Source organism: Pseudorhodoplanes sinuspersici (genome assembly GCF_002119765.1).
Taxonomy (GTDB): domain Bacteria; phylum Pseudomonadota; class Alphaproteobacteria; order Rhizobiales; family Xanthobacteraceae; genus Pseudorhodoplanes; species Pseudorhodoplanes sinuspersici.
This window is the reverse complement of sequence record NZ_CP021112.1, coordinates 4,157,897-4,173,439: the sequence shown is the minus strand read 5'-3', so window position 1 is coordinate 4,173,439 and position 15,543 is coordinate 4,157,897. Positions and strand designations below refer to the sequence as shown.

Annotated in this window: 17 protein-coding genes; 11 read left to right on the top strand and 6 right to left on the bottom strand. The window is 60.4% G+C overall.

Features of this window, described 5'->3' with window-relative positions:
• Positions 1–53 precede the first annotated feature (53 nt).
• The 4 genes from purB (at position 54) to CAK95_RS20200 (ending at position 3,482) form a co-directional block, all read left to right on the top strand.
• Complete coding sequence (gene purB, locus CAK95_RS20215) at positions 54–1,361, top strand: adenylosuccinate lyase (protein WP_086091538.1); 1,308 nt, start codon at positions 54–56, stop codon at positions 1,359–1,361.
• Positions 1,362–1,453: 92 nt separating this feature from the next.
• On the top strand, positions 1,454–2,068 hold the full coding sequence (locus CAK95_RS20210) for a carboxymuconolactone decarboxylase family protein (RefSeq protein WP_198343744.1): 615 nt from the start codon (positions 1,454–1,456) through the stop codon (positions 2,066–2,068).
• A 189-nt stretch (positions 2,069–2,257) separates the two neighbouring features.
• Positions 2,258–2,962 (top strand): aquaporin, encoded by a 705-nt coding sequence (locus CAK95_RS20205; protein ID WP_086089551.1) that lies wholly within the window; start codon positions 2,258–2,260, stop codon positions 2,960–2,962.
• 211 nt (positions 2,963–3,173) lie between these two features.
• Positions 3,174–3,482 carry a hypothetical protein gene (locus tag CAK95_RS20200; protein ID WP_086089550.1) on the top strand — a complete coding sequence of 103 codons (309 nt, stop codon included), beginning with the start codon at positions 3,174–3,176 and terminating at the stop codon, positions 3,480–3,482.
• 39 nt (positions 3,483–3,521) lie between these two features.
• Here the strand turns inward: CAK95_RS20200 and CAK95_RS20195 are convergent, their stop codons facing one another.
• The 4 genes from CAK95_RS20195 to CAK95_RS20180 form a co-directional block, all read right to left on the bottom strand.
• A complete protein-coding gene (locus tag CAK95_RS20195) occupies positions 3,522–3,875 on the bottom strand; it encodes a septal ring lytic transglycosylase RlpA family protein (protein WP_086089549.1) in 354 nt (117 codons plus the stop codon).
• Positions 3,876–4,055: 180 nt separating this feature from the next.
• Complete coding sequence (locus tag CAK95_RS20190) at positions 4,056–4,817, bottom strand: hypothetical protein (protein WP_157699688.1); 762 nt, start codon at positions 4,815–4,817, stop codon at positions 4,056–4,058.
• Between the two features lie 173 nt (positions 4,818–4,990).
• A complete protein-coding gene (locus CAK95_RS20185; RefSeq protein WP_086089547.1) occupies positions 4,991–5,575 on the bottom strand; it encodes a protein-S-isoprenylcysteine O-methyltransferase in 585 nt (194 codons plus the stop codon).
• Entirely contained in the window at positions 5,572–6,819 is a 1,248-nt protein-coding gene (locus CAK95_RS20180) for a hypothetical protein (RefSeq protein ID WP_086089546.1), read from the bottom strand. Before CAK95_RS20180 ends, CAK95_RS20185 begins: the two co-directional genes overlap by 4 nt.
• Positions 6,820–7,025: 206 nt before the next feature.
• Between CAK95_RS20180 and CAK95_RS20175 the strand changes: the two genes are divergently transcribed.
• The 7 genes from CAK95_RS20175 to CAK95_RS20145 all read left to right on the top strand — a co-directional run bounded on the left by CAK95_RS20175 (position 7,026) and on the right by CAK95_RS20145 (position 13,976).
• Positions 7,026–7,310, top strand: a complete 285-nt coding sequence (locus CAK95_RS20175; RefSeq protein ID WP_086089545.1) for an acyl carrier protein — start codon at positions 7,026–7,028, stop codon at positions 7,308–7,310.
• A 61-nt stretch (positions 7,311–7,371) separates the two neighbouring features.
• Positions 7,372–7,857 carry a 3-hydroxyacyl-ACP dehydratase FabZ family protein gene (locus CAK95_RS20170; RefSeq protein WP_086089544.1) on the top strand — a complete coding sequence of 162 codons (486 nt, stop codon included), beginning with the start codon at positions 7,372–7,374 and terminating at the stop codon, positions 7,855–7,857.
• Positions 7,858–7,900: 43 nt separating this feature from the next.
• On the top strand, positions 7,901–9,088 hold the full coding sequence (locus tag CAK95_RS20165; RefSeq protein ID WP_086089543.1) for a beta-ketoacyl-ACP synthase: 1,188 nt from the start codon (positions 7,901–7,903) through the stop codon (positions 9,086–9,088).
• 3 nt (positions 9,089–9,091) lie between these two features.
• Positions 9,092–10,366, top strand: a complete 1,275-nt coding sequence (locus tag CAK95_RS20160) for a beta-ketoacyl-ACP synthase (protein ID WP_086089542.1) — start codon at positions 9,092–9,094, stop codon at positions 10,364–10,366.
• A 342-nt stretch (positions 10,367–10,708) separates the two neighbouring features.
• Complete coding sequence (locus CAK95_RS20155; RefSeq protein WP_086089541.1) at positions 10,709–11,953, top strand: MFS transporter; 1,245 nt, start codon at positions 10,709–10,711, stop codon at positions 11,951–11,953.
• An 81-nt stretch (positions 11,954–12,034) separates the two neighbouring features.
• Positions 12,035–13,057, top strand: coding sequence for a zinc-binding dehydrogenase (locus CAK95_RS20150; protein WP_086089540.1), 1,023 nt, complete (start codon positions 12,035–12,037; stop codon positions 13,055–13,057).
• A gap of 16 nt (positions 13,058–13,073) precedes the next feature.
• Entirely contained in the window at positions 13,074–13,976 is a 903-nt protein-coding gene (locus CAK95_RS20145) for a lipid A biosynthesis lauroyl acyltransferase (protein ID WP_086089539.1), read from the top strand.
• A 36-nt stretch (positions 13,977–14,012) separates the two neighbouring features.
• Here the strand turns inward: CAK95_RS20145 and CAK95_RS20140 are convergent, their stop codons facing one another.
• Together CAK95_RS20140 and CAK95_RS20135 are read right to left on the bottom strand one after the other, a co-directional pair.
• On the bottom strand, positions 14,013–15,122 hold the full coding sequence (locus CAK95_RS20140) for a polyamine ABC transporter substrate-binding protein (RefSeq protein ID WP_086089538.1): 1,110 nt from the start codon (positions 15,120–15,122) through the stop codon (positions 14,013–14,015).
• A 12-nt stretch (positions 15,123–15,134) separates the two neighbouring features.
• A complete protein-coding gene (locus tag CAK95_RS20135) occupies positions 15,135–15,476 on the bottom strand; it encodes a rhodanese-like domain-containing protein (RefSeq protein ID WP_086089537.1) in 342 nt (113 codons plus the stop codon).
• Positions 15,477–15,543 lie beyond the last annotated feature (67 nt).

The window sequence follows — 15,543 nt, the reverse complement described above, 5'->3', positions numbered from 1 at the left end:
GCGGCGTGTTACGCGACGGCCGATATCCTTTTCGTGCTTATCGTGAGCAGCCCATGATTCCCCGTTACACCCGGCCGGAAATGGCGGCCATCTGGTCGCCCGAGCAGAGATTCCGCATCTGGTTCGAGATCGAATCGCATGCCGCCGAGGCCATGGCGGAGCTGGGACAGATCCCGAAGGAAGCCGCGAAAACGATTCGCGAGAAAGGCGAAGCGGCGACGTTCAATGTCGCACGCATCGACGCCATCGAAGCCGAGGTCAAGCATGACGTCATCGCGTTTTTGACCCACCTTGCCGAAATCGTCGGCCCTGATGCGCGCTTCGTCCATCAGGGCATGACCTCTTCGGACGTGCTCGACACCTGTCTCAGCATCCAGCTTGCACTCGCGACCGATATCCTGATTGCCGATGTCGACAGGCTGCTCGCGGCGCTGAAGCGGCGCGCATTCGAACACAAGCTGACCCCGACCATCGGCCGCTCGCATGGTATCCATGCCGAACCGGTCACGTTTGGCCTGAAACTGGCGCAGGCCTACGCCGAATTCGATCGCGCCAAGGCAAGGCTGATCGCCGCCCGCAAGGAGATCGCGACCTGCGCCATTTCCGGTGCTGTCGGCACTTTCGCGCAAATCGACCCGCGCGTGGAAGCGCATGTCGCCAAAGCCATGGGCCTAACACCCGAGCCGATCTCGACGCAGGTGATCCCGCGCGACCGGCACGCGATGTATTTTGCAACGCTTGGTGTTGTCGCCTCATCGGTCGAGCGGCTGGCGACGGAAATCCGCCATCTGCAGCGCACCGAAGTGCTTGAAGCCGAGGAGTTCTTCTCGCAGGGCCAGAAGGGCTCGTCGGCGATGCCGCACAAGCGCAATCCGGTGCTGTCGGAAAACATCACCGGCCTCGCCCGCATGGTCCGCTCCTATGCGATCCCGGCGATGGAGAATGTGGCGCTGTGGCATGAACGCGATATCTCGCATTCGTCGGTCGAACGCATGATCGGACCAGATGCGACGGTAACGCTCGACTTTGCGCTGAACCGGCTCGCCGGCATCATCGATAAACTCATCGTCTATCCCGAGAACATGCAGAAGAATCTCGACCGGCTCGGCGGACTGGTGCATTCGCAGCGCGTCTTGATCGCTCTGACAAACAAGGGTGTCGCGCGCGAGGATGCCTACAGGATCGTCCAGGACAACGCGATGAAGGTCTGGCGCGGCGAAGGTGACTTCCTCGCCTTCCTGAAAGCCGACCCGCGTGTCACCGCGAAAATGAGCGATGCCGAGATCGAGGAGAATTTCGATCTGGGTTATCACTTCAAGCACGTCGACACGATCTTCAAGCGCGTGTTTGGCGAAGCCTGAGCATCCATTCCCGACCGAGCAAAAGCATCGAGGACCGTTCAATGCCGGCCCCTATCCCTGCGCCTCGCCTGCAAATCCCGAATAAGTCTAAGATGAGCGACAAGCAGCTTGCGCTGTTGGCCGACATAGAGATGTCGCGCGGCAAGGGTGCGCTCGGCGGGCCTTTCGCAGTTTTCCTGGAAGCGCCGGATTACGGCGATCTCGCCCAGAAGCTCGGCGCCTTCTGCAGGTACAACACCAGCATCCCGCCGCATCTGTCGGAATTCATCATCTTGGTGCTGGGACGCATCTGGCGATCGCAATACGAATTCTGGGTTCACGCGCCGATCGCGCAAAGGTCCGGCGTCAAGGCGGCAACGATCGATGCTCTGCGCACCGGGCGCGCGCCGAAGCTGAGCAAGGAGCAGCGCGCGATTTATGACTTCATTGCCGAACTGCACCGCACAAAGCGGGTCTCAGACAAGACTTACAGCCGCGTGCATGCCATGTTCGGTGACGCGGGCATGGTCGAGTTCGTTGGAATACTCGGATACTACACGCTCGTTGCAATGACGTTGAATGTGTTTCGCGTGCCGTTGCCGGATGGCGAAACGTATCCCTTCCGCGAACCCGGAATGGCCGCAAAGCGTGTGGCCAAAGCCAAAACAGCATCAAAATCAAAGACGAAGTCTCAGTCCAAGACCAAGTCCAAACGGGCAAAGCGCTGATCCGTTTTCATCAATCACAAAAGTCCACGACGCTTGCATCGGCGGCCTATCCTGGCGCTCATCCACAGCGCTGATATGCAAGCAAGCTCTCCCCCGCCGTTTGCGCGAATCTGCGATGATCAATATGCGCTTTGTATCATCGCGCACATTGTTGATGATTGCGTATTAAGCAAACGGCCAGAGGCATGCATGAAGAAAGCAGTTGCAGAATTCATAGGGACTTTCACACTCGTCTTGTTTGGTTGCGGTGCCGCAGTGATTGCCGGCATGGGCACTGGCCCGACTTCAATCGATATCCTCGGCATCGCATTTGCGTTCGGCCTTGCGATCGTTGCAATGGCCTATGGCATTGGTCCGGTGTCGGGTTGCCACGTCAACCCGGCTGTGAGCTTCGGCGTGCTGCTCGCCGGCCGCATGTCGGTCGGTGATTTCATCACGTACGCGATCGCGCAAATTCTTGGCGCCATCGCCGGAGCCGCGGTGCTGTATCTCATCCTGTCGGGCAAGGCCGAGGGCTGGAATGGCGGTCTTGGCCAGAACGGCTGGGGCGAAGGCTATCTGGGCCAATACAATCTCACCTCAGCCTTCGTTTTCGAAGCCGTAGCAACATTTATTTTCCTCGTCTGCATTCTCGGTGTGACGCAGCGTGGCGCCCCATCGCAATTTGCGGGCCTGGCTATCGGCCTGACGCTGACGGCCATCCATATCGTCGGCATCAACGTCACCGGTGTCTCGGTCAATCCGGCTCGCTCGATTGGCCCGGCATTGATCGGCTACGGCACTGCACCACACGCAGTCGCACAGCTCTGGCTGTTTATCGTCGCTCCGCTGATTGGCGCCGGCGTTGCCGGGCTGTTTTTCGGGTCGGGGCTGCTGGAAGCAGACAAGGCCTGAAAGTCCTAAGAGCAGACATGACAGACGCCGGATAAGAAATCCGGCGTCTGCGCTTTCGTCTCAGAAAATCGGTCCCATCAATTTTGTTCGCTTAGCCTGCGCATCTTGCGCTGCCGCAATCGCGGCGTTAGCTGCGAGCTGATGGCGTTGGAATACCCAATGTCTCGCCAAGTATGATACAAGACCAGACTTATCAAAGTGAGTGAATACGATGCCGGAGCATCCGACATCGACCAGCGATAAAGTGGTCAATATTCGCACCCGGCGTCCGTTCCGGCCGGCGCCCAGTCTTGCAGAGCCTCCGGCCGGAGAGCTGGAAAAATTTGCGCATAACGACGAGCCCGATGATTTCAGGCATCGGATGCTGGTGAACTTGATCGCGTTCGGCTTTGTGACGCTTCTGGTGGTCTCAGCTTTGTGGCTCGCGAATTCAATCGCGACGATGCGGAAGGACCAGGACTGCGTTCTGTCCGGCATGCGCGGCTGCACACCGGTCGAAACGCCGATCAAGACACGCTGACAGCGAAGCAGCGGCCGCGCGCTTGGCCGAGACTGTTTTTCAATTTTCAACCTTAAGATCGACGGGAGCGAGGCCCGAAAAACCGATCGCTGATGCCGCGCGCGGGGTCAGGTCGATGACACGGCCTTTGATGAAGGGGCCGCGATCATTGATGCGAACAACCACCGACTTTCCGGTTCTTTTGTGGGTGACGCGAACTTTCGTTCCGAACGGAAGGCTCCGATGCGCCGCGGTCAGGCCGCGCGGCCGGGCCATTTCCCCACTGGCTGTCTTTTCTCCCCGATATCCGTAGACGGAAGCAATACCGCTCATCGAAGGACGGTTGTCGGCAAGAGCCGTTGTTGTGAATGCGAAAGAAGCAAAAAGAATACGGCTGATCCCCCGAGCCAGCATCCGTGACACCTCACATCTCGTTGACTTGTGAGGGTCGCGGTAAAAACCGATTCGTTCCAAAGCCAGGCGTAAACGTGGAAAGTTTGCGATCAGTCGGCGTTCCGTCCCGATTGATCGCAGGCAGAGAGCGCGCCTCCGAGGCGACGCGCGCTAACGCTGATTTGGGCTTAGAGTTCTGAATTACCGCGTGGAGCTCGCATCGGTCGGCGCCGTCGAAGCACCCGACGTGCTTGCAGTGGCGGCAGGGGGCGACTGCGGGGCAGCAGGGGCAGCTGCTTCCGGCGCCGGTTGAGCTTTTGGTGCGGCCGTGCGGCTGCCACCACGTCGGAGCACCGCCTGGATCTTGTTCAGAACCATCGTGTGCAGACGCGCCGACTTGTCGATATTGACATGATCGATGCCGGGCTGGCCGCTCATGTCGATATTCGATAATTCGCCACGGAAACCAGCACCGCGCCGCATATGCGCATAATCGCGCTGGGTCAGATTCATCACGCGCGCGACATTGCTCGACGCCGCGAAAGACCCGGTGCCGTCAAACGGCACGATCAGCGCAACCGGCACGCGATTCTTCCCAAGATATTCGCCCATGAACATCACAGCATCGGCACCGAGCGAATGCCCGACGAGAATGATCGGCGCGCGGTTACCGGCCTTGTATTTTGCGATGATATCGTCCGCCAGCGTCTGCCATTCGGAGTGATTATGGACGCTGGCGCTGATACCGCGTGCCTGGATCTTGGCGGCAAGGTCATCCATGCCGAGCGAAAAGACGTTCAAAAGTCCGCGGAGCAGATAAACGTGTCCCGCGCTCTGCGCGATTCGCTTGGAAGGCGATTTGGTGGACCGTTCAATCGAGGCTGTATTCTGCGCCGATACCGGCCCGTTCGCGATAACGGCCAAAATCAGCGCCACAACGGGCAAAAATGCCCAGTTCCGCAAGCTCCCCCTCATCGGACCCGATGCTCCGCATTCTGTTCATGGCTCGGTCCGCGTCATTGAGAACCGCCCGCCGACACATTCCGGTGTACAACGCCATACCCGCGAAACGCCACATTGCTGGAACGTTTTCAACGTGAAGCTTTAACTGTGTTGCCGTGTTGCCACGTCAATCTCTAGTAGATTCCGGGGATTAGACGGGCTGTCCGTTGCATATAAGCCCGATAGTCTTCACCAAAGGTTTCCAGCATCATTTGCTCCTCGCGACCGACGCGGAAGAAGAAAAGAATACCGAAACCGACGAGGCCCGCAGGGCCGGCAATCCAGTTCGGCAACAGCAGCAATTGCGCCACCGCCCACATGAAAAATGCCGTGTACATGGGGTGCCTTACGTAGTGGTAGAGACCTTCGGTGACGAGCACGTGCTTTTCGCGCACTTCCAGCGAATCGGACCAGTTGCGGCCGAGCTCCTTGTGCACCCGAAAAAACAGCCAGAGCGAAGCCGCAAACACGGCCGTGCCGAGCCAGGCGAGGATCGGCTGGAACGGATAATTGGCAAATCGCGGCACGCCGGCGAAAACATAAATGCAAGGAATGACGCCTAACCCCATGAAAGAACAGGTTAAAAGCAACTTCTCGCGGGAGGTGCGCTGGTTGATGCGGGTGGCGGTTTTCCACGACCGCTTTTGATGCGGCAGCCGAATCACGAACCAGGAGACCGCGCCAATCACGAGAATGGCTTTGGCGATGGCGGGCGTCATGAAGCATTGGTCCTTTGTGGTTGAAAAGATTGATCTTTTGGCTCTATCAGAGCGCCGTCCGGGGCAAAACTGGCGACGATTGTTTCCGGCTTCGTGACGCGCGTCTCAAGGCGCAACGGGCCGCAACAGATCATGTAATAGTCGTAGAAGTACCGTTTCTCGTTCCCCATGACCAACTGACGATGCAGACGAAAGAAGTTCGCCCTGAATCGTCTATAGGTCGCCGTCTGCAGCATGTCGCGGATATGCACCCGCCGGATGATCGGCCGACCGGTCGCCGGTAATTTCAGCGCCGCGATCGGGTCGACTTTATAGAAACTGATCGGGTCGGCCATCGATTGATACTCGACCCAGAAGATCGCCGGATTCGCGGAGACCCGGGCGACGGCCTCTTTCATCCATAATCCCTTCGGGTGAAAGGCAATCTTCAAAACCGACGAGCCGGTCGAGAGCAAAACAAGGCGCTCTCCATTCTTGCCGAAACCCGGCACCATCTGCAGCGCGCGATCGACCACCGCCACTTTCAACGCGCAACCAAGGCTGTGCGCGGCAAAGACCACCTCGTCGTAGCCCCCCTCGCGCAGGACATCGGCGAGCTTCTTCGCAAAGTCATCGAGCCGCGCGTCGAGGCCCGCGCGAGACCTGTGGACAAATTCGTGCGCAAAGATCCAGTCATCCATCATGTAGTCGAGCAGCAGGAAGCGGCCCGGCCAGACAATCAGGATCGAGAAAATCGCCAATGCGATCAGCGGCCCAAGGAGATACGGCAAGGGCAATCCGAGGCCGGTGAGATAGGCCGCCCCATAGGCCGCCAATGCTGCAAAACCGACCAGCAGAATGACCGGATAGAGAAAGAACAGCCCATAGCGCCAATTGACCGCGAGATAGCGGAAGGCGGTGCCGGTCAGGATGAAATCGCCGAAAGCCACGATGCTCTGCAGCACCCGGCGCCACGCCGGGCGGCCGAAATCGGTCATGACGATGTCGTGCCACAGGAGCGACCGGTATTCGGCCTTTGTCGACCAGTTCGGGCCGCCCGTCGCGATTCTCCACAGGCCGACCCGCCCGTCCGGAGACACCTCCAGTGGGCCGACCTCGGCCTTGGCCGACCAGGCCTTTTCGGACCTGGCCAGTTCCCGGATAAACCGTTCGTGCTGGCGCTGCGGCGGGATCGGCTCATAGCCGCCCAGAAAGAAGACGCAGCGCTTTTTGACCGTGGGTTCGCTGTTTTTTGGCTCGCTCATCGTCCACCGCCGCCGGAAGGCGACCTGCTGGTTAGGAAATTGGGCCCCTTTGCACAAGGGAGGGGCACAGAAAGCCGCGGATGACGCGGCGCCGTTGAACTTGCGCCCCGCCTTCGCTATAGGGCTTCAAATCCCAAAAACGGCAGACTCTAGCCGTCCCCTTCCCTGGGCTGACAGCCGCCTGCCCGTGATCCTTGAGAGCACAGATGTCCACCACTTTCGATAAAGTCGCCGATATCATTGCCGAGACGTGCGATATTCCCCGCGATACGATCACGCCGGAAAGCCATGCCATCGACGATCTGAAAATCGACAGCCTCGATTTTCTGGATATCGCCTTTGCGATCGACAAAGCCTTTGGGATCAAGCTGCCTCTGGAGCAATGGACCCAGCAGATCAATGACGGTCAGGCGACGACGGATCAGTATTTCGTCCTGAAAAATCTGTGCGCCCGCATCGACGAATTGATCGCGGCGAAAAACTCTGCCTGAGACGGGCGGATGACGAAGACCAGTTGCGCCTCATTGTCCTTCCAACACGGGGCAGGCGTCCATGCGGCTTGAATATTTCCAGATGCTGGACCGCTTCGTCGAGGTGAAAGCCGACGAGCGCTGGATTCGCACCGAGAGCAAGGTGCCGATGGAAAGCCCGGTCTTTGAAGGGCATTTCCCCGGCTATCCGCTGATGCCGGGCGTCCTCTTGATCGAGAATATGGCACAGACCTGCGGCTGGCTCGTCAGCGCCATCACCGGCTTTACCGGCTTGCCGGTTCTCGCCGGCGTGAAGGAAGCGAAAGTCCGCGGCGCCGTGTTTCCCGGCATGGAGCTTTCGACCGAGGGCAAGATCATTCACGACGGATCAGGTTTCGCCATTGCTGACGGAAAAATCAAATCCGGCACGACGGCGATTGCCGATGCCCGCCTGACCTACCGGATCATCCCCTACCCAAGCCCGGAATTCCAGAACACCATGGTCACCTGGGCCAGGCAGCTCGATTTTCCGCTCGACGATTTCCGCAAGGTCGACAGCAAATCATGATGCCGGACGGCATCGGAGTGCGTTCAAGGATTAGCGTGTTTCAGTGAGCGATCGTCACGACGTCTGGATTACCGGTATTGGTCTTGTCTCTGCGCTTGGCGAAGGGCTCGATCAGCATTGGGACAAGCTGATGGCCGGCGGAACGCCCGCGTACGACGACAAGACGTTTGCGCCTTACATCACCTTCCCCGTTGGTCCGATTGAATACGATACGCAGATTCCCAAAAGGGATCAGCGGCAGATGGAAGCATGGCAGCGCATCGGCGTTTATGCCGCAGGCCTCGCGCTGACCGATGCCGGCGTCGCCAAGAATACCGAGATCCTCGACAGGACCGACATGATCGTCGCCGCCGGCGGCGGCGAGCGCGACGTGACAGTCGATACCGCGATCCTCACGGATGTGCGCAACGCTGAGAAGCGCGACGCGTTCGTCAACGAACGGCTGATGAGCGACCTGCGCCCCACCCTCTTTCTGGCTCAGCTTCCCAATCTTCTCGCCGGGAATATTTCGCTGGTGCATGGCGTGGTCGGCTCCTCGCGCACCTTCATGGGCGAGGAAGCGTCCGGCGCCGATGCACTGAACATCGCCCATGCGCGTATCGCGGCCGGGCAAAGCGACATCAGCCTTGTCGGCGGCGCCTATAACGGCACACGCTGGGATCTGGTGCTGCTGTTCCGGCTCGGAACGCCGCTGCTGGAAGCGCCATTCCGTCCCGTCTGGGATCGTGGCCCCAATGGCGCGCTGGCGCTTGCCGCGATGGGCGCCTTTGTCGTGCTGGAGAGCCGCGAGCACGCAGAGAAACGCGGCGCCAAACCGATCGCCAAGCTCTCGCGCGTGTTGTCCAACCGCAACCCCCGCAAGCCCGGCGATACCGCAGCCACGCTGCAGGCCGAATGGTCGAGCCTCGAAAACGCGGTGAACCGCGATAGCGCCGTGGTCATTTCCGGCGCCTCCGGGGCCGAGCCGGCAACTTCCGAAGAGCGCAAGGTTTTGTCCGAGATCGGTCTCCCGGTCCGCGCCACGACCACCTATATCGGCAACGGGATGGAGGCGCAGTTTCTTGCCAATATCGCCATCGGCTGCCAGGCTGTGCGCAAGGGCACGCTGTTTCCGGCGTCCGGCAGTGGCGACACGGGCGATGCGCCAGCAGGCGGTATTTCCCAGGCCGTTGTGACCTCGGTCGGTCACTGGCGCGGCGAGGGATTGGCGCTGATCGAACGTGTGGGGTGAAGCATGGCATTGCGCGACAAGAAAGGCCGTCCGGTCGTCGTCATCACCGGGATGGGCATCGTCTCCCCGCTTGGCACCGGCAAGGAAGATAACTGGCAGCGTCTCACCGCGGGCGAATCCGGCATCCGGTCCATCACACGATTTGCAACCGAAGGCCTGCGTACCACCATCGCTGGTGCCGTCGATCACGTCTATGAGGACGGCATGGTGTCGTCCGAGCTTTCGGAAAAGCTCGCGCGTCTTGCCGGCACTGAAGCGATCGAGGAATCCGGCATCGGCAAGGGCGATTTCCCCGGCCCGTTCTTCCTGGCCTTCCCGCCGCTCGAAATCGAATGGTCGCAGCGCTATGCGCTCGCCGCCGCCTCCGGCACCAACGAGAAGATCGAATATGCCGATCTTGTCCGTGTCGCGACCAAACCTGAATTCAGCTCCTTCTACGAAGCATCGAAATACGGTGTCGTACCGGAACGGCTCGCCGAGCATTTCGGCACCAAGGGCTCGCCGATCTCGCTGACCACAGCCTGCGCCTCGGGCGCAACGGCGATCCAGCTCGGCGTCGAAGCCATTCAACGGGGCGAATGCGAGGCGGCGCTTGCGATCGGCGCGGACGGATCGATCACCGCTGAGTCCGTCGTGCGCTTCTCATTGCTCTCGGCTCTTTCGACCAACAATACGGCGCCGCAAGGCGCGTCGCGCCCCTTCTCCAAGAACCGCGACGGCTTTGTGCTGGCGGAAGGCGCGGGCGCTGTCGTGCTGGAAAGCTACGATCATGCGGTGGCGCGCGGGGCGAAAATTCTCGCCGTCGTCGAGGGCGTCGGCGAGAAGGCCGACAATTTCCACCGCACGCGATCGAGCCCCGACGGCAAGCCGGTGATCTCCTGCATGCGCAGGGCGCTCGACGATGCCGGTGTGACGCCGGAAGACGTCGACTACATCAACGCGCATGGCACCTCGACACCCGAGAATGACAAGATGGAATATCTCGGCGTCTCGACCGTGTTCGGCGAGCGGCTGAAGGGCATTCCGATTTCGTCTAACAAGTCGATGATCGGCCACACGCTGACGGCGGCCGGCGCGATCGAGGCTGTGGTCTCGGCGCTGACCATCATCAATCAGCGCATCCCGCCGACCATCAATTATGCAGTCCCTGATCCGGCCATCCCGCTGGACGTCGTGCCAAATGTCGCACGCGACGCCAAGGTGCGGCGGGTGATTTCCAACTCCTTTGGCTTCGGCGGGCAGAATACCTGCGTCGTCGTCACCGGTGAGCCGGCGTAACGCGTCACATCACTGCACCGTTCTGACCTGTTGCCGTGCCGTCCTCTCTGAGGACGGCACGATGTGACTTTTCTGGAATTTTTGCGGCTCTCACCACGATATTGATACAGTTGCGGCGATACTGACGCGCGCAGCCGGACGTGAGCGACAATGCATTGGCTGCCTAGTGTCCCGAATCCGAGGTTCGCTTGATTTTGCAGCGCCCTCGGGAGCGAACATCGGATTCGATGGGATACTGGCAAATTCAACATTCCAGTGTCGTTTGGTTCAGAAATTCGCTTGAAAGACTCGCCGCGACTAATAAAGCGAATTTCTGAACCACGACACTGGTCAGGTGGTGCAATGCAATCTGGCCAGTCCGTCAAAGCCAAAGCGCAAATTGGTACACTCATCGTCGCGACCAGCACCGTACAACTCGCGATCGGATTTTTTGGAACTTTTTTCGCGCTCCGCGTCGCACTTGCCGATTTCGACGGACTCGTCGCGGGTGTGGTCCTGAGCAGTTACTTCGCCGGTTTCACCCTCGGCGCGCTGTTTTGCAAAAACATCATCGAAAGATTCGGACATATCCGCGTCTATGCGGCCTTCGGCGGCATCGTCATCGCTGCGACAGCGGCCATGGCCCTCATGGAACAACCAGCGCCCTGGGCCATTCTACGGGCGATCATTGGCTTTGGTTGCGCCGGCCTCTTTGTCACAACGGAAAGCTGGCTGAACGCCAAGGCAGATCCAACAGAGCGTGGCCGTGTTTTTTCCATCTACATGGTCGGTTGTTTCGCAGCGCTCGCGCTTGGGCAATTGCTGATCAGCCGGGTCGAGATCGAAACCGCGGGACCGTTCAATATCGTCATTGTGCTGTTCGCCATTGCCCTGGTGCTGGTCAGCATGACGCGTGCCGAACAGCCCCAGATCATTGCGACCGCATTTCTCCCCTATGGACAATTGTCGCGTGAAGCGCCGGTTGCGGTCGCAGGCGCGTTGTTAAGCGGCTTCATCAGCGGCGCGTTCTATACCCTCGTCCCAGCCTGGATGCAGGACGAGAATGTCGATCGTGGGACCATTGGGCTGTTCATGCTGGCGGCTGTCCTCGGCGGCCTCGCCTTCCAGGTTCCGATCGGCCGGATCTCCGATCGTTTCGACCGCCGGATCGTCGTAGCGGTCCTTGGCGCCGGCCTGATGATCACGGCCGTCATCATGCTACGGCTCCCCCCTATCCTGGGCGTGATCCTGCCGGTCGCAGCATTGTTCGGTGGTCTGATGTCGACCATCTACCCGGTGAGCGTCGCCCATGCGCATGACCGGATGCCGGCCGACAGCATCGTCGCCGTCAGCGGCCGCCTCCTGCTGGCGAGCGGCATCGGTTCCGTGCTCGGCCCCCTCCTCGGCTCGGTCCTGATCCAGCGTCACAGCATCGACGGCATTTTGTACATGATGGCCTGTGCCGGCTTGGTGCTGGCCATCGTCGCGGTCTACCGGACCCGGACGACGGCACCGCCGGAACGCCAGGAGCGGACCTTCGATATCCTGGCCCCGCAGGCCGCGCCGCTGGCCCACGAAGCGGCGGCCGCGCCCGAAGTGCAGGACTAGAAGCGGGTTGACGCCGCCCGCATACGGGCGATAGGCAAAGCGCCCGAAACCCTTCCCGCCCATGACCGGAGACCAGCGCTGATGCGTGCGCTCGCCCTGATTGCTGACCGCAAGCTCGACCTGGTCGATCTCCCCCCGCCGCCTCCGCCTGGCGCCGGCGAGGTACAGATTCGCATCAAGGCGGTGGGGCTCAACCATCTCGACCTCTGGGGCTATCGCGGCATGGCTTTCGCCAAGCGCGCTTTCCCCGTGGTTGTCGGCGTCGAGGCGGCCGGCGAAGTGATGTCGGTCGGCGATGGCGTCACGCGCTTTTCGGCCGGCGACCCTGTCGTGATGTATGGCGCGCTGACCTGCGGCGTCTGCAAGGCCTGCAAGGAAGGCCGCGACAATCTCTGCGAAAACGTCAACGGCGTGATGGGCTTCCATGTCGACGGCTTCGCGCGCGAAATCGTCAACATGCAAGAGCGGCTGGTCATCCCGGTGCCGAAGGGCGTATCGATGCGCGACGCCGCCTGCACGCCGGTCGCCTATTCGACCGTCCAGCACATGCTGTTCGATAATGCCAAGCTGCAGCCGGGCGAAACGATTTTGGTCCATGCCGCGGGTTCAGGCATCGGCACCGCCGCCATCTTGATGGCAAAGGCGATCGGCTGCACGGTCATCACCACCGTCGGCGACGACAACAAGATCGAGAAAGCCAAGGCGCTGGGGGCCGATCACGTCATCAATTACCGCAAGGACCGGTTCGAGAGCGTGACGCGCAAGCTCACGGCGAAGAAAGGCGTCGACGTCGTGTTCGAACATGTCGGCGGCGAAGGCTTCAACGGTTCGCTGCTGGTGTTGAAGCGCGGCGGCCGGCTGGTCACCTGCGGCTCGACCGCGGGGCCGACGGTGCAGATGAATCTGATGCAGCTGTTCCAGCAGCAATACAAGATCTTCGGCTCGTTCGGCGCGACCATGCGCAACATCTCCGAAGGGCTCGACAAGATGGCAGCGGGATTGACGCCTGTCATCGACATGGAAGTGCCGCTGGAGCAATTCGAGCGCGGTCTCGAACGCCTCGAAACGCGGCAGGTGTTCGGCAAAGTGATTGTGACGCTGTGATCCGCCGGATTGATTGATGCGCATCCGCGTTCCGAACGCCGTTCGCGATGTGGTCGTCGGCAATGCCGCGGTCGGCCTGATCAAGATGCTGCGCTGGACCGATCCGCATCGCATGTCGGACTTTGCGGCCAAGGTCATGCGCAAGGTCGGACCGAAGCTGCGTGAGCACAAGATCGGCCGCAACAACCTGCGGATGGCTTTCCCGGAGAAATCGGACGCCGAGATCGAGGACATCCTTCTCGGCGTATGGGACAATCTCGGACGTCTGGGCATCGAGTTCGCACATCTCGATCGCATCTGGGATCACGATCCGGACAATCGCGGCAGCAGCCACATCGATTTCGATCCGGCTTCCGAGGAGCGCTTCATCCAGTTGCGCGATGATGGCAAGCCGGCGCTCGTGTTTGCGGCGCATCTGGCCAATTGGGAGATGCCGGCCCTGCCCGGCCCGGCTCATAACCTGCCGAGCGCTGCGGTTTACCGCGCACCAAATATCGGCGCGATCGCCGACATGGTGATGGCGACCCGCGGCGTGAATATGGGCCGGCTGATCAAGACCGGTCTTGATGGCGCGCTGAAAGCCGGCGAAGCGCTGCAGGAAGGCCTGCATGTCGGCATGCTGGTCGACCAATATTACGTGCGCGGCGTGCCGGTGACGTTTTTCGGGCGGCAGACCAACGCCAACCCGCTCATTGCGCGACTGGCACGGCAGGTGGAATGCCCGATCCATGGCGTGCGCGTGGTTCGCAAGCCCAACCACCGTTTTTTCGTCGAGCTGACACCGGAAGTCCCGCCCGTGCGCGACGCCGACGGCAAGATCGACGTACAGGGCACGATGCAGAAGATCACCGACGTGGTCGAAGGCTGGATCCGGGAGAATCCGGACCAGTGGCTATGGCTGCATCGCAGGTGGCGGTGAATCTTCACCCTCTCCTTCCAGAGAGGGTCTTCGGCATTATTTCCCCGTCTTCACGCGCGTCCACAGCCGGTTCATGATCCGCTGCGTCTTCGCATCGCGCGCGGTGACGGTGTAGAGACTTTTCATCGTCGCATCGTCCGGATAGATCGTCGTGTCCTTGAACACCACCGGATCGATCAGCGTCTGGCTGGCAAGATTGCCGTTGGGATAGGCGACAAAGTTCGAGTTCTTCGCCGCAATGTCGGGACGCATCATGTAATCGATGAAAGCATGTGCTTCGGTAACGTTTTTCGCATCCTTCGGGATCGCAAAATTGTCGAACCACATCTGCGCGCCGCCCTTCGGGATCGCATAACCGACTTCGACGCCGCCCTTGGCTTCGGCGGCGCGCTTCTGCGATTGCTTGATGTCGCCAGACCAGCCGACGACAAGACAAATCTCGCCGGTCGCGAGTGCGGTGAGGTATTCGGACGAGTGAAATTTGCGGACGGAAGGCCGTACCTTACTCAACAAATCGGCCGCCTTTTCGAGATCGGCCTGACTGGTGCTGTTGGGATTGAGACCGAGATACTGCAACGCAGCCGGCATGATGTCGTCGGCGGAATCGAGCATCATCACGCCGCAATCCTTGAACTTCGCAAGATTTTCCGGCTTGAACACGATGTCCCATGAATCCGGCACGCCGCCGCCCAGGATCTCCTTCGCCTTCTTGACGTTGTAGCCGATGCCGGTGGTGCCCCACATATAGTTGACCGCGAAATTGTTATTCGGATCGTATGTCGCCAACCGTTCGGCAATGGCCGGCCAGACATTCTGCAGGTTCGGCAGCTTGCTCTTGTCGAGCTTCTGGAACAGCCCGGCCTTGATCTGGCGCTCGAGAAAATACGCGGTCGGCACGACGATATCGTAGCCGGATCTGCCAGTGAGCAGCTTCACTTCCAGCGTGTCGTTGGAATCGAAGGTGTCATAGCGGACCTTGATGCCGGTCTCCTTGGTGAAGTCCTGCAGCACCGCCGGGTCGATATAGTCGGACCAGTTATAGACGTTGAGGATTCGCTCCTTTTGCGCGGCGGCGGGCCATACAAAAGCGGCAAGCGCAAGCCCGGCTGTCGCAACAGCGGACGCGAGTTTCGGCGTCGATCGCATGGTCTCTTCGGCCTATCCGGTTTTGGTCGGCAGTCCAGCCTCTTTCCAGGCCAAGATGCCGCCTTCAAGATGAGAGTCGTACGGCAGGCCGGCTTCCTGCGCAGCGAGTGCAGCGGTGACGGAGCGGCGTCCCGAGCGGCAGGCGAACACCACCTGTCGGCCACGGGGATCTGGTATCTCCGTCGGCTCGAACGACGACAGCGGTACGACGACGGCATCCGGATAGGCTTCGATCGCTACTTCGTTCGGCTCGCGCACATCAACCAGCAGCACGCGGCCTTCGGCGATCCCGCGCGCCACATCCGCCGGCTTCAGATCGTGCACCACCGGCTGCTTTTGCTTGAACCAGCCCATCGGCTTTCTCCCGCTTGTTGCGTGAGTGGAAGCACCACTCGTCCCGCCCGTCAACAGGCTAAAATAG